General features: G+C 32.4%; 11 protein-coding genes. 4 read left to right on the top strand and 7 right to left on the bottom strand.

Translation table 11 applies throughout. From position 1 onward, the window contains the following. Positions 1-92 precede the first annotated feature (92 nt). The gene (locus ACFVR2_RS18170) at positions 93-941 is read left to right on the top strand and encodes a MurR/RpiR family transcriptional regulator (RefSeq protein ID WP_335473299.1); all 849 of its coding nucleotides are present in this window, start codon (positions 93-95) and stop codon (positions 939-941) included. Positions 942-1,011: 70 nt separating this feature from the next. Here the strand turns inward: ACFVR2_RS18170 and ACFVR2_RS18175 are convergent, their stop codons facing one another. Beyond that, positions 1,012-1,620: a TetR/AcrR family transcriptional regulator gene (locus ACFVR2_RS18175; RefSeq protein ID WP_387364749.1), complete on the bottom strand. Its 609-nt coding sequence runs from the start codon at positions 1,618-1,620 to the stop codon at positions 1,012-1,014. Positions 1,621-1,801: 181 nt separating this feature from the next. Between ACFVR2_RS18175 and ACFVR2_RS18180 the strand changes: the two genes are divergently transcribed. Next, positions 1,802-2,992 (top strand): YhgE/Pip domain-containing protein, encoded by a 1,191-nt coding sequence (locus ACFVR2_RS18180; protein WP_387364752.1) that lies wholly within the window; start codon positions 1,802-1,804, stop codon positions 2,990-2,992. A gap of 49 nt (positions 2,993-3,041) precedes the next feature. Here ACFVR2_RS18180 and ACFVR2_RS18185 read toward each other — a convergent pair whose 3' ends face one another. Continuing rightward, positions 3,042-7,199: a S8 family serine peptidase gene (locus ACFVR2_RS18185; protein ID WP_387364755.1), complete on the bottom strand. Its 4,158-nt coding sequence runs from the start codon at positions 7,197-7,199 to the stop codon at positions 3,042-3,044. Between the two features lie 569 nt (positions 7,200-7,768). On the opposite strand from ACFVR2_RS18185, the gene pyrF reads away from it, so the two are divergent. Beyond that, positions 7,769-8,695, top strand: a complete 927-nt coding sequence (gene pyrF, locus ACFVR2_RS18190) for an orotidine-5'-phosphate decarboxylase (protein ID WP_387364758.1) — start codon at positions 7,769-7,771, stop codon at positions 8,693-8,695. A 524-nt stretch (positions 8,696-9,219) separates the two neighbouring features. Next, a complete protein-coding gene (locus ACFVR2_RS18195; RefSeq protein ID WP_387364761.1) occupies positions 9,220-9,552 on the top strand; it encodes a helix-turn-helix domain-containing protein in 333 nt (110 codons plus the stop codon). A 239-nt stretch (positions 9,553-9,791) separates the two neighbouring features. Here the strand turns inward: ACFVR2_RS18195 and ACFVR2_RS18200 are convergent, their stop codons facing one another. The 5 genes from ACFVR2_RS18200 to ACFVR2_RS18220 form a co-directional block, all read right to left on the bottom strand. Continuing rightward, entirely contained in the window at positions 9,792-10,613 is an 822-nt protein-coding gene (locus ACFVR2_RS18200; protein ID WP_387365083.1) for an MBL fold metallo-hydrolase, read from the bottom strand. Positions 10,614-10,763: 150 nt separating this feature from the next. Then, positions 10,764-11,246 carry a YbaK/EbsC family protein gene (locus ACFVR2_RS18205; RefSeq protein WP_387364764.1) on the bottom strand — a complete coding sequence of 161 codons (483 nt, stop codon included), beginning with the start codon at positions 11,244-11,246 and terminating at the stop codon, positions 10,764-10,766. A 76-nt stretch (positions 11,247-11,322) separates the two neighbouring features. Next, on the bottom strand, positions 11,323-12,417 hold the full coding sequence (locus ACFVR2_RS18210; protein WP_387364767.1) for an MBL fold metallo-hydrolase: 1,095 nt from the start codon (positions 12,415-12,417) through the stop codon (positions 11,323-11,325). Positions 12,418-12,593: 176 nt separating this feature from the next. After that, a complete protein-coding gene (gene ribH / locus ACFVR2_RS18215; protein ID WP_088014180.1) occupies positions 12,594-13,055 on the bottom strand; it encodes a 6,7-dimethyl-8-ribityllumazine synthase in 462 nt (153 codons plus the stop codon). 17 nt (positions 13,056-13,072) lie between these two features. After that, complete coding sequence (locus ACFVR2_RS18220) at positions 13,073-14,266, bottom strand: bifunctional 3,4-dihydroxy-2-butanone-4-phosphate synthase/GTP cyclohydrolase II (protein ID WP_387364770.1); 1,194 nt, start codon at positions 14,264-14,266, stop codon at positions 13,073-13,075. Between the last annotated feature and the right edge of the window lie 3 nt (positions 14,267-14,269).

The raw sequence follows: 14,269 nt of genomic DNA on the forward strand, positions 1-14,269 counted from the left end.
CTAAATCTTCAAAATACATTTTTTTCAATTTAATACTATATTAAAAATTTATTTATAACTAAAACTCAATTTACTCGAAAGGTGTAAACAATATGGAACAAACGAACAGCTTAGGTAAAATTCGTTCTTACTATGCGCGATTAAGTGATAAAGAAAAAAAGATTGCTGATTATATATTACAAAACCCAAAGCATATAATTCACAGTACAATTACAGAAGTAGCTGAAGACCTAAACGTTGCTGATGCAACTGTTTTTAGATTTTGTAAACGGATTGGATTTAAAGGTTACCAAGCGCTCAAAATTGCATTAGCATCTGAAATTATGACACCGATCCAGCAAATCCATGAAGAAATTAACGAAACTGACGATGAGATAACAATCGCGAATAAAATATTTCAATCTAATATTCGAACACTTGAAAACACTGCCCAAATTCTAGATAGTGCATCGTTTAAAAAAGCAGTAAATCTTATATTAAAAGCTAATAAAGTTGAATTATATGGTGTAGGTGGCTCATCTGTTATTGCGATGGATGCCTTCCATAAATTTATTCGCACAGGAATAAAAGCAAACTCATACACTGACTCACACTTTCAATTAATGTCAGCTTCTCAACTGACAAAAGAAGATGTGGCGATTGTTATCTCGCATTCAGGCTCAAATAAAGACATCCTTCGTATTTTGCAAGTATTAAATGAAAACGGTACCAAAACGATTGGAATTACAGGTTTCCCAAAATCTACGTTAAGTCAAAATGTTGATGTCTCGCTTTACACCTCTTCCGAGGAAACAGAATATCGACCAGAAGCACTGGCATCTAGAATTGCACAATTAAGTATTATTGATGCATTATACGTAAACTTAATGATCTTAAACTCTCATAAAGCTAAAACATCATTTGAAAAGGTAAGAACTGCAATATCAGAAACAAGATCTTAATATTTTTAGGAAAATCGATGTCTCAAATAAAAGTCTTGAGACATCTTTTTTATGGCATCGCTATCCTACATTATTTAGCGATTTGACTAACAAATGTCTTCATAAATTTCAAAAGTTTCATATGCATGATTGCCATTTCTTCAGGCGTAATTGGTTCTTCTTTTTCTAGCCATTGCTCTATAAGTCCAAAGAATGCCGATGAAATAAATGCAGTTGTATATTCATGTGGAATATCAATCATGTATTCTTCTTCTAATAAATCCACTAGTTTTTCATAAATCGTCTCTTTAATATGTTCCTTCATTTTCTTCGGAAAAGCTGGGTCACCTTTTGTACTAATTAAAATTTTTATAAATCTTTGATTTTCTTTTAAATAATGATATACATTAAGAATAGGTGGATAGACCATATCATTTGAATAAAACTCATTCATTTCTTTTGGCCTTATAAATATAAGCCGATCCTGTAATCCTTCCAATATTTCATTTTGACCTTTTTCCATTAAATCATATTTATCTCTGTAATGTAGATAAAATGTACCGCGATTTAATCCTGCTTTTAAAGTAATATCTCTAACTGAAATAGCTTCGAATCCTTTTTCTTCTATTAAATCTAACAACGTCTCTTTTATTAATTTCTTAGTTTTTGCAACTTTTATTTCTCTCAATGATTGACTCATTTTAGATCATCCTTTTGGAATATGTGCTTACTAAACAAATTTCATAAATGTGTTTAGCAATGAACACATTTGTATGATTTGCTTATTGTGATTTATTAAAACTCATTGTAATATCTTCACATAACAATAGTCAACACGTTGTTCAGTGTTTTTATTATAAAGGAATTAGGAGGTTATTGAAATGAACTTATTTAAACAAAAACAAGCTATATTAGCTCCTATACTAGTGTTACTTGTTGCAATTATTTTCAGTCTAACATTGGCATCGTCCGTTAATCCAACACCTAAAAATCTTCCGATTGCGATTGTAAACGGGGATCAAGGAATCCAAGTTCCTACAAAAGGGAATGTAAATATAGGTGATATGATGGTTTCAAAAATAAACAAACTATCTAAAACGAATAATGGTGAAAAACCAGCGATTAAGTGGATTCAAGTTTCAAGTGAAGAAAAAGTGCGCAAAGGACTAAATGAGCAAAAATACTATGCTGCTCTTATTCTTCCAAAAGATTTAAGTAAAAATCAGGCTTCATTAAAAACAGCAAATCCATCACCAATTACAATTAAAATTTTAGTTAACCAAGGGAAAAATGCAAATGGATCAACGATTGCTAGTCAAATGCTGACTCACTTAGTAGAAAACCTTAACCTAACTACTCATACTGAAATTTTTAACGAATTAAAGAAAAACGTGAGCTCAATTTCAGTAAATCAAGCTGAAGTATTAGCAAATCCGATTGTGGCAAATGTTGAAAATGTAAATGTAATCGGAACACATACAGCAAATGGAAACGCTCCTGTCATCTTAATTACACCACTTTGGATGTCTAGCTTAATAGGTGCAGTTATCGTCTTTTTAGCGAAAAAGAAAACACAAACATCAAATTCAATAAGCAAATTAAAAGTTATTTTTGAACAATTACTATTAGGAGTAGTCCTATCCTTACTAATCGGTTTCGGCATAACATTAATGGCAAAGTGGATTGGCTTCACACTTCCAAACTTCTTGGATGTTGCACTATATTTAACAATTGCTTATTTCTGTTTCCATATCCTAATTTCTGCTGTTATGTCATGGATCGGTTTTGGTGGTGTAGGTATTTTTGCCTTAATCTTCTTCTTCTCAGGTTCTTTAATCGGAATGCCAAAAGAGCTATTACCAGCTTTTTCAAAAGATTGGATTTACTCATGGGTTCCAATGCGATTTGGTGCTGATGGATTAAGAGAAATCTTCTATTTTGATAAAGGATTATCCATGAGTCATCCATTGAGTATTATTATTTGGATTGGTGTAATCTCCGTTGTTCTTTTATCATTATCTGCGTTTAAGCCAAAAAAAGAAGAACTAAATCAAACTTTAACAATGAAATAAATTAAAGTATGAAAAAGGGAAACCAACTCATTTGGTTTCCCTCTTCTTATTACTGATCGAATCCTAAATCTTTTAAAATACTATCTAAAGTCTTTCCTTTATAAGTAGTTTTAGGCTTTGGAGCATTATCAACTGTAGGATTTTGTAATCCAAAATTTTTCACGATAAAGTCCATATCTTTTTTATCTACTACTTTATCAAAGTTAAAGTCTGTTGTAGCTTTATTTGTACCCCAATATGTTTGTACAGCTATTGCATCTAAAATATCGATAACGTTATCTTTATTGACATCTCCAGCAGCTGCCTGAGTTAAATTCCAAAGCATTCTCTTTCCAACAATATAACCACGAACATTATCTGATAAATTCATTTTTCGATACATTGTAAAATGTCCAGGCACATCAACTTTTACAGTATAAGGTTTTGAATCAGCTTTTATGCCTTCAGCAATGTATTGACCATTTTTGTTATAAATCGGTGCATCGACAGTCGTTTTTCCATCATATGAAGTAACTGATACTTTTGCACCGATTGTACTTTGATAAATGGAATAATTCATTTGCCCTGTATTTGGATCAAATAATCCTTCTGATAGTAATGCCCCATCTACTCTTGAATAGGCTTGCTTAACCTTATAAGATTCCATATAAGCGTAGACATTACTTGTCTCTACATTTGCTTGGTCAATTGTTGATGCTGTCATTGTATACCAATCAAAAGGCATACCCTTAATCCACTTTTCTGCTGTTTTCAAATCGAAATTAAATAGTTTTAATTCCTCTGGTAAAGCTTTCGTTCCTGTATAGGTAAACGTAAATGTATAAAGAAGTGTACCAGCTGCAGCTGGTACTGAAGACACTGTAACTTGCGCATCTCCATACTGTTTTACTGCATCATTTACTACGACATTTTGAATTCTCGCAAGATTTGGATCAACTTTTAAATTGATTTTAGTTGTTTTTAAGTTTTTCACATTGTTTGAACGAACACTATAATTGACAATATCACCTGTTGTAACGTTTTGTTTATTTGCTTTTAAGTAATAGTATGGAAAATTTTGATCGACAAATACGATTCTTAAATCATTCGATGCATTTCCAGTAAAGTTTCTTGCTGCATCAAATCCATAAAACGCAACTTGCAGTGGTGTAGAACGCTTTTTAACTAAGATCTTGTCAGTATAGTTTCCGTTTTTATCTGTGTATTTTGGCTTTGCAGGGAAAGCACTATCGTAAAACGAGACAACCGCATTGCTTGATTGATCAACCGGAATACCTAAACGACTTGCTTCAGCAGTTTCAGGATCATTTAAATTAATGTTAAAGTCATATAAAAATTGGCCATTCGAATTAAATTGACTATCTTTGTATTCAATAACTTTTTGATCTAAATTATCAAAGGTAGTCGTCATAGTTGGCACACCAGCTTCAAAAAAGAAATCAGCTGTCTTAGTAAATACTTTACCTTTTTCATTTGTTCCAATCATTTTTAATCGATATTTACCCGCTATTGCATTAATCGGTTCGCTACTAATTGGATTTTTCGCATCTCCAGTAAATGGATAGTAAATCGAATTAAACCCTCTACCATTCGTATAATTTTGGTTTTCATTTAATGTGATTGGTACAAATGAACCTACTAACCCTAGATCCTCACCAGTTTCAGCATCTTGTAGTACTACATCTAATGTTTTCATATGTGATTTTAATGAGTATGTAAAGCTTAAATACGGATTCGCATTTTCTGGCCAGTCCGTATTAGTACCAAACATTGGATTGTTAATCTTAAAGGTATCTATTCCTTCATCAACAAAACGTCCACCAAATGGAATTTGAAACGTTTCCGTTGAATCTACTGTATTTGTAAATGTAATATAGCCTTCGTATGTTCCTTTTTCTGCAGATTTTGGAATGTTTAAGTTAAATTTTATATTCTTTTGACTAATTCCATTTAATTTTACAGAACTAGGACCAGTTAATGTTACATTATTTTTAGCTGCATCTTTAGATCCTCTTAATCCAGTTTGGAAATTTACATCTACATTAAATGTTTTCACTTTTTCACTACGATTTTTTAATGTAATATTACGAGAATCTGTAACATCTTGATCATCGAATCCATAAGACCCGAAACTAATACCACCAGTTAATTCCTTAATTGATTTTTCTTTTCCATCAATTATCGTAGATGTTTGGTCCACTACTTCTAATTCTACATTAGAGTGAATTGCTTCATATGCATCTACTCGTCCACTACCTACTTCAAAAACGCTATACGCTTTTGATAATGAATCAGCTGTGTTCATTAAGATTGATTTAATGTCTTCTGGTTGTAAATCTTTATTTGATTGAAGTAATAATGCTGAAACCCCTGCTACATAGGGTGTTGCCATTGAAGTCCCAGATAAGCGCGCATAAGCATATTTATAATCTTCAGGTTTTGATCCATCAGCTGTTTTATTATTTTCATAAAATGGTACAGATGAAAGAATGGATACACCTGGAGCAGTTACTTCTGGTTTAATATCATAGTTCCTGCGAGATGGACCTCTTGAACTAAATGTCGCTAATTCATCTGATGCAGTTTGTACTTTGCTAAAATCTCCAAAATTGAAATCTGATGCACCAGCTTTGATTGCCGCTGAAATAGCTAAACCGTCGTCATTTGAAACAGAGAATGCCGGAATTGCATCAACTGATTCACCAAGGAAAGATTGGATTGCACCTTCAGCTTTATTTGTTTCGTCGTTATACATTAATACGCCAATTGCCCCGTTTGCTTTTGCATTTTTTATTTTATCAATAATCGCAATCGTCCCACGTTTAATAAATACGATTTTTCCTTTTACATCTTTACCAGTAAAATCAGCAGGATTTCCTAAACCAGCATCAACTAACTGATATGTTTTTCCTTTTAACGATGTCATATCATCTGTATAATTTTGTGCTAATTGTCTTACTGAATAGTTTTTACCATTATTTACTCCAGCGTATTGGTATACGTCTAATGCAATTGAAGACGCGCCCACCGTTAATGCTAATGCCGCAGCTCCAGGTGAACCAAGGGTATACATTTGATCACCTGTATTTCCTGCTGCAACTACAGTTGTCACACCACTTAAAACTGCATTGTTAACTGCGATTGAAGTTACATTCATTGGATCATTTAAAGTTGCTCCAAGAGACATATTAATAACGTCCATATCGTCTTGAACTGCACAGTCGATCCCTGCAAGAATAGCATCAGTTGTTCCACTTCCATATGGTCCAAGTACACGGTAAGCGTATAAATCCGATTCTGGTGCTGCCCCTAACGTTTTATAATCACTATTTGCTTTGCCACGACCACCAATGATACCTGCAACATGTGTACCATGTTCAGTGTAATAAGCTTCTGAATTACTAATTTCAGGCTTACCAGATTTTTTCCAATCAGCGTAAGTCGTTTCCATTGGATCATGATCGTTATCAACGAAATCATATCCGCCTTTATAAGCATCCTTTAAGTCTGGATGGTTATAATCCATCCCCGTATCTAAGATTCCGACTTTAATTCCTTTACCTGTAAATCCTTCATTATGTAAACGATCTAAAGCATCATATGGTGTATAGTTTCCAACATTCGCTTCATCTGCTTTTAGTTGATCATTTTCTTTTGGTGGTTCAATTGAAAACGTTTCGTTACTCCAAACTTTTTTAACAGCTTTTGATTTTAGTAGATTCTTAATTTGATTTGCTGGTAATGTCATCGAAACGCCATTAAATGCATGTTTATATGAACGATTAATTTTATAATCTACCTTTTTACTTCTACCACTAGTTAAAACTTGTCCAACATCTTTCGTAAAAGTATCATGGTCTTGGTCGATTAATGTTTCAGCATCTGATTTAGTTAACGTTTTCCCTTCCACACTCGCTTCAATTTGAGCAACTTTAACAGGTTGGTTCATAAACTCGACAATGACACTTGTTTGTTTTGTAGAATCCAATTTAATATCAGAAGAAATTTGAAGTCCTGATTCTTCATTACTTGAAAGCTGCTTAAGAGCCGATCTTTGCTGTGCAGTTAGGTTAGCAAGAATGTCTTCTGCTTTACTTGGACTAGCCGCATTTGATACATGTGCAAGAGAACCTAAAATAAAACTAGATGTTAAAGCTAACACTGTAAAACCTTTAAGAAATTTACCCTTTTCTCTGTTTTCCCCCATCTTTCTTCCTCCAGTTCGATTTCAACAAAATAGCTAATACAATCAATTACAATATTTTTATTTTTCTGATAAAACCAATTGTAATTAATCATTTAAAATGAACAATTTCAGTTCATTTATCTCACTTAAATTATCATGAATATTCAGTTTTTAATCAAATGTGTTATTCCAAGTCTTGTTTTATAAGCATTTATTCTACGGATGAAAAATTTCAACAAAATCCAACATATTTCTCAATAAAATTAACGTGATTTTTAACCTTTTTATGGCTCATTCTATTCTTTAATAAACTTTTTTTAAATTTTAAAATTAAAATATTGTTAATAATGCTTTTTTTTATTTTTTAAAAGCTTACTGATTACTTTGTGAAATTATAAAAATCGGCTTTGATCAATCAGGTTATCGATATGCTTATTCAACATAATGGCAGTTTAGTGGAATAAGGAATGATAAACATATATTGAGTTTCCTTGTTAATTTAATACTGGTGAAAAATTCTAAATTTTCAATTTGGAAAAAATTACTTGTAGTATAATAGTGTTAGTTAAATTATTAAGGAGAAAAATTGTATGAAAAATTTTGCGGATTTATTAATAGAACACATTCAAAAGAAAGAAACAGCTTTAGTGGTTGGATTGGATCCTAATCCTAAGTATTTTCCGTATTTTTTATTAGAATCTGATGCAACAAATGAAAAGGTTTGTCGTGCTATTCTAAAATTTAATAAACTAGTAATAGATGCTGTACATGAACATGTCGTAGCAGTAAAACCACAATTAGCTTATTACGAAGTGTATGGTAGTTTAGGTATTGAAGTATTAGAAAAAACAATTGAGTATGCACGTTTAAAAAATCTTATTGTAATTCAAGATGCTAAAAGAGGGGACATCGGCTCAACATCAAAGGCGTATGCTGAAGCATTTTTAGGAACAAGTAAGTTAAGTGGTGATATGGTAACCGTTAATCCTTTTCTAGGAAGTGATGGATATATGCCATTTATTGAAACGGCTAATAAATATGGAAAAGGAATCTTTTTATTAATTAAAACATCGAACCCTTCATCATTTGAAATTCAAGATCTGAAACTTGAGAATGGCGAAATACTATATACAAACATGGCAAAAGAGATTAATAAATTAGCATTAAAAACAGTTGGAGAGAATAACTACTCTTTCATAGGTGCAGTTGTAGGTGCAACTTATCCTGAAGAAGCAATGAAAATAAGACAATTAATGCCCCATTCAATTTTTCTAGTACCAGGGTTAGGTGTACAAGGTGGTAAAGCAGAAGATATGAAAGCATATTTTGACGAAAAAGGTCTTGGGGCAGTCATTTCGTCTTCTAGAGGAATTACATATTGTTATTATAGTGAAAGTAATAACGATTGGAAAAACATCACAGAGAACAGTATGCTTAATGAAATTGCTGCTGCAACACGTTCAGCGAAAGAACAAATCAATGATGTTCGATTTTCTAAGTTACATCAAGGTTATTAATTATCAAATTAACCCAAAAATGAATATCGGAATGATAAAAAGGATTTTCAAAAATTGAAGATCCTTTTTTCCTTGTTCAACTAACGCAGTGCGTTAGTTTGATAACATTTTGGAGCTGCGATCAGCTCATTTTTTATTCAACAAAATGGCAGGTTAGTTTAAGAAAGTTATAAACGAGGGGTGGAATCATATGTTTAAAAACAAGGAAGACAGAATGTGGGTTTATTTGGCTGTACCAACGTTTATTATAGGAATCATCATTATATATTATAGTGAACGAAATTATTATCAGTGGATTCTTTTTTGGGCGTTTTTGGCTATCTTTTATATATGGCGTTTTTTCTACAGGAGGAAACGGAAGAAAGAAGAAAAAAAATCTTCTTAAACTAACGGGTGCGATTCTTCAATAGAAGATCGCTTTTTCTTATTCAACATAATGGCAGTTTAGTTGAACAAGGATTTCTGTAAATAATGTCGAATGATATCTATTATGTTGTTGGATTTTTATAAGTAGGGGCTGAAATATGAAAAATAACTTAGTAGCACTATCAATATTTTTCTTAGGTTTATGCATTGTAATTGGAAGTTGGGTAATATCCAGTGGATTAGGCGTTAAAGCAAATGTTTCGAGGATACAGTCTGTTCAGCAGCATCAACTACTAACACAGTCAGAATTAGTTAATTATCTAGGTATAAGTAAGGAGGCAATTCAAAAGTTAACTGAGTTACCTGATGATGTTGATACTACGAGCGGACTTCCATATATAAAAATCGGAGAAAAGTTTTATTATCCTAAGTCAGCGATAGATAAATGGTTGTTAAATGTGGATTTAACTACTATAACTATAAATAAGTAAAATGATTAATCCTAAATGATTAATTATTATTAGTTTTCTAATACAACTAACTGATGCATTAGTCGTACAAGATTTTCTAAATATTGTCTAATCAGACAATATTTTTTCAGTTCAAATAAAACAATAATTATACTAAAACGGACCACACATATTAGACACGTGTGGTCCCTTTAATTTCAGTTTCAGGTATATTACCTGTTCAACTAAATATAAAAGTAGTTTGGTCCCTTTCTAGTATATTAAGTATCAAATAGTTTCCCGTCCAATGCTTCAATATATCTTTTAGCAGAATTATAGACAACAAGCTTTGCATTCTCTTTTACAATCCCATGAAATGCATTATAAATTCTATCAAACGTTAACTTCTCTACAGCTAACGATATCTCTTTTACTTTTTTTGCTGGTAATGGAATTAAATTAGGATAACTGTACATAAAACTTACCCAATTTGGATCTGCAACTACTTGAATAATATCTCCAGTTAACAGTATTCCTTTTTGTTCATTTCCAGCTTTCCATTCTAATACTGCTCCACCTTTAAAGTGCCCGCCTAATCGATGAATATCAATTCCTTTGTTAAGCTCTAACATTTCGCCGGACCAAAAAATAATTCTATCACTTTTTCTCGTAACCCACTCTTGATCATCTTCATGTATGTATACAGGTACATCAAATTTTTCAGCCCATTCGATTTGACTAGAGTAATAGTGTGGATGTGATAGAGCAATCGCATTGATTCCACCTAACCGCTTAATTTCTTCAATCGTCTTCTCATCTATATAAGAGACACAATCCCATAATATATTAAATCCATCATTCTTAATGAGATAAGCAGTTTGACCAATCCCAAACTTAGGACTAATAACGATACTATACAAATTTTCTTCTTCAAAACGAATAATATTTTGATAGTTTTGGTCTTTCATTGATTGTAATGTTGTCCAACTTTGACCACTCGGATTGATGTATTGTCTTTCTTCAGAACAAATTGTGCAGTACTCAGGAGGATCAATAGACTCGTTATATTGAACGCCACAAGTCGTACAAATAAAGTTGAACATTTGCTCTTTCATCTCACTTTCCCTTGAATTTAATCTGACAAATTTAAGGTAAAAATTCCCAGTACAAATAGACACATTTAAGTATAGTAAATCAAAAACTGATTTATTACACTTGAATGTGCCTAAATAAATTATAGTCGGTGCATTCTATTATTTAATTTTCGCAACTTTACCTTTTGTCATTTCAATCAATTCATTTGGTGTTAATTGAAAAATTGCTTTTGGATGGCCAGCAGCAGCCCATACTTCTTTATACTGTAATAGATCCTCATCAATAAATGTAATTACTTGTTTTTTATGCCCAATTGGTGAAACTCCTCCAATTACGAACCCTGTTTGTTCACGTACAAAGTCAGCATCTGCTTTACCTAGTTGATCATTTAGTATTTTCTCAATTTGTTTTTCATTTACACGGTTTATTCCGCTTGCTACTACTAGTACAGCGCTATTTGAGCTTTCTAATTTAAATATAATCGACTTTGCTATTTGAGCCACTTCACAATTTAATGCTTCCGCTGCTTCCTTAGCAGTTCTTGCACTATTTGGTAATTCAATCACTTTATTTGAATAACCTAACTCAAAAATTAAATCTTGTACGATTTGTGCACTTTCTTTTAATGCTTCCACCAACATCACTTCCCTAAAAATTGATTTTTTAATTATTCAATAATAAAAGGTAGAATCCTGCTTTTTTTTTCAAATAAATAAACTACTTCCACCAAATTGAATTAGGATATTCACCTGTACTTATATTAATTGTTTCACCAATTTTAGGTGTGGAATACTTTACCTCATTTTCTTTAGCAGCCTTCACAGCACGTTCAATTGGGTCATTCCAGTCATGAAATGCTAATGTAAAAGCACCAAAGTGAATTGGTACAAGAACTTCCCCTTTTACATCAATAAACGCTTTAACAGTTTCTTCTGGCAGCATATGAATTGCAGACCATCGTTTATCATATTGACCACATTCCATTAATGCTATATCAAACGGTCCATATTTTCCCCCTATTTCCTTAAAATGAGGTGCATAACCGCTATCTCCACTAAAATAAATTTTCGTTTGCTCACTAATAATGACCCACGAACACCACAATGTACTGTTACGATCTGTTAAATTTCTTCCTGAAAAATGTCTTGCTGGCGTACAAGCTAATGTTAATTGATCAAATTTAAATTCATCCCACCAGTTATGTTCAGAAATACGCTCTTTTGGTACTCCCCAGCTCACCAAGTGACTCCCCACGCCAAGAGGAACAATAAATCGATCGACTTTTTGTTTGATTTTTTTTATTGTACCGTAATCTAAATGGTCATAATGATCATGCGATAGTATGACAGCATCTATTTTTGGTAATTCACTGATCTCAATTGGCAAACCTCCACTATATCTTTTACCACCAAATTGCGGAAACGGGGTCGGTGCATTCCCAAACATTGGATCAACTAAAATGTTTTTGCCTTCTATTTCAATTAATAATGCTGAATGTCCAAACCAAGTAATTTTCGAATCTTTACTATCTGAATGAAATCTGGAAACATCAATTTTCTCCATTGGAATCCCAGCTCTAGGAATTCGATTCGGATTTTTCTTAACAAAGTCTCTAATCATAGAAATGTTTGTTTTAAAATCCATACTCATACTCGTAGGGACTTGGTTTATAAACTTACCATTTTTGTAATAATCTAAAGCATAAAATGACTCCATTTGATCCTTTGAATATTTCTTCCCAAAATGAGGATATGTATTTAAAAACGTTAAAATAACGATAACTAATATGACTAAAATTAGTAAAAATAACATTTTATTTCTGCCTCCAAACTAACCTCTACTAAATTTTACACTACCACAAATTTAGTAGATTAAACAAACTTTCAGATTGCTTTTTGACATAAAAAATAACTTTCGCTTGATAAAAAAAGTAAAAAAAGAGAGGGAAAATTCACCTCTCTTTAATCAGTTTCTTCTATTATATATACTTAGTTTAAAGTTCTTAATAAATTAGCCATTTCAATTGCTGAAATACCAGCATCCCAACCTTTATTACCAGCTTTAGTGCCCGCTCTTTCAATCGCTTGTTCAATATTTTCTGTCGTTAATACACCAAATATGACAGGGATACCAGTTTGTAGCGTAATAGCAGCAACACCTTTTGCTACTTCATTACATACGTAATCGTAATGAGTAGTTGCCCCACGAATAACTGTTCCTAGCGTAATGATTGCATCGTATTTTTTTGAATCTGCAAGTTTTTTTGCAACTAATGGAATTTCAAATGCACCTGGTACCCAAATAACATCAACGTCTGATTCTTCTACACCATGACGATATAGGGCATCTTCTGCACCACCAAGTAGTTTTGATGTAATAAATTCATTAAAACGTCCTACAATTACAGCAACTTTAAGTCCAGATCCTACTAAATTTCCTTCAAATTTCATCTTAATCTCTCCCATTTTTAATAGTGTAATAAATGTCCCATTTTTTCGATTTTAGTAATTAGATATTTTTCGTTTTCTGTTTTCATTTCAGTTTGAATTGGCACTCGATTATTTATCTGGATTCCGTGAGATTTTAGCGCATCTATTTTAACTGGATTATTCGTTACTAAATCTAAACTCACAATCCCTAAATCTTTAATAATTTGAGCACTTATCGCATAATCTCTTAAATCTGAATCAAATCCTAAGTTTAGATTTGCTTCAACAGTATCAAAGCCTTCTTCCTGTAACTTATATGCTCTTAACTTATTAAGTAAGCCAATCCCTCTGCCTTCTTGTCGCATATAAACAATTACACCTTTGCCTGCTTCTTCAATCATCGATAATGTTGATTGCAACTGAGGTCCACAATCACAACGACAAGAGCCAAATACATCACCTGTTAAACATTCCGAATGAATACGTACAAGTACCGGTTCACCATCGTCAACTTTACCTTTTACGATCGCAATATGCTCTTTACCATCGATCTTGTTTGTATAACCAATCATCTTAAAATCACCAAAATCTGTTGGTAATTTAATTTCAACTTCTCTTTTTACAAGTTGTTCAGTTTCTTGTCTATAATGAATTAAATCTTTAATTGTAATCATTTTTAAATTAAATTTATTTGCGATTTGAATTAGATCCGGTACTCTTGCCATCGTTCCATCGTCATTCATAATCTCACAAATGACACCAACTTCTTTCGATCCAGCCATTCGAGCTAAATCCACTGCCGCTTCAGTGTGACCAGGTCTCTCAATAACTCCTCCGTTTTTAGCGACTAAAGGAAACATATGCCCAGGTCTTCTAAAATCTGCTCCAGTTGATTTATCATTTAACATTTGTAAAACAGTATGTGAACGCTCAAATGCTGAGATACCAGTAGTAGAGTCGATATGATCAATACTTACAGTAAAGGCAGTACCATGAGAATCTGTGTTTTTTGCTACCATTTCATATAAATCTAGTTTTTTGGCTATCTCTTCAGAAACAGGTGCACAAATTAACCCGCGACCATGAGTGGCCATAAAATTGATATTTTTAGGAGTTGCAAATTCTCCGATTACAACAAAATCTCCTTCATTTTCTCGATCTTCATCATCACAAACAATAATAATTTTTCCATTTTTTAAGTCTTCAATTGCTTCTTCTATTTTAGAGAACATGAT

The organism is Gottfriedia sp. NPDC057991 (genome assembly GCF_042886615.1).
Taxonomy (GTDB): domain Bacteria; phylum Bacillota; class Bacilli; order Bacillales; family Bacillaceae_G; genus Gottfriedia.

Excerpts from the sequence above, each read along its gene's own strand:
- ACFVR2_RS18170 (WP_335473299.1), top strand. The coding sequence starts at position 93 with ATGGAACAAACGAACAGCTTAGGTAAAATTCGTTCTTACTATGCGCGA.
- ACFVR2_RS18175 (WP_387364749.1), bottom strand. The coding sequence starts at position 1,620 with ATGAGTCAATCATTGAGAGAAATAAAAGTTGCAAAAACTAAGAAATTA.
- ACFVR2_RS18180 (WP_387364752.1), top strand. The coding sequence starts at position 1,802 with ATGAACTTATTTAAACAAAAACAAGCTATATTAGCTCCTATACTAGTG.
- ACFVR2_RS18185 (WP_387364755.1), bottom strand. The coding sequence starts at position 7,199 with ATGGGGGAAAACAGAGAAAAGGGTAAATTTCTTAAAGGTTTTACAGTG.
- pyrF (WP_387364758.1), top strand. The coding sequence starts at position 7,769 with ATGAAAAATTTTGCGGATTTATTAATAGAACACATTCAAAAGAAAGAA.
- ACFVR2_RS18195 (WP_387364761.1), top strand. The coding sequence starts at position 9,220 with ATGAAAAATAACTTAGTAGCACTATCAATATTTTTCTTAGGTTTATGC.
- ACFVR2_RS18200 (WP_387365083.1), bottom strand. The coding sequence starts at position 10,613 with ATGTTCAACTTTATTTGTACGACTTGTGGCGTTCAATATAACGAGTCT.
- ACFVR2_RS18205 (WP_387364764.1), bottom strand. The coding sequence starts at position 11,246 with ATGTTGGTGGAAGCATTAAAAGAAAGTGCACAAATCGTACAAGATTTA.
- ACFVR2_RS18210 (WP_387364767.1), bottom strand. The coding sequence starts at position 12,417 with ATGTTATTTTTACTAATTTTAGTCATATTAGTTATCGTTATTTTAACG.
- ribH (WP_088014180.1), bottom strand. The coding sequence starts at position 13,055 with ATGAAATTTGAAGGAAATTTAGTAGGATCTGGACTTAAAGTTGCTGTA.
- ACFVR2_RS18220 (WP_387364770.1), bottom strand. The coding sequence starts at position 14,266 with ATGTTCTCTAAAATAGAAGAAGCAATTGAAGACTTAAAAAATGGAAAA.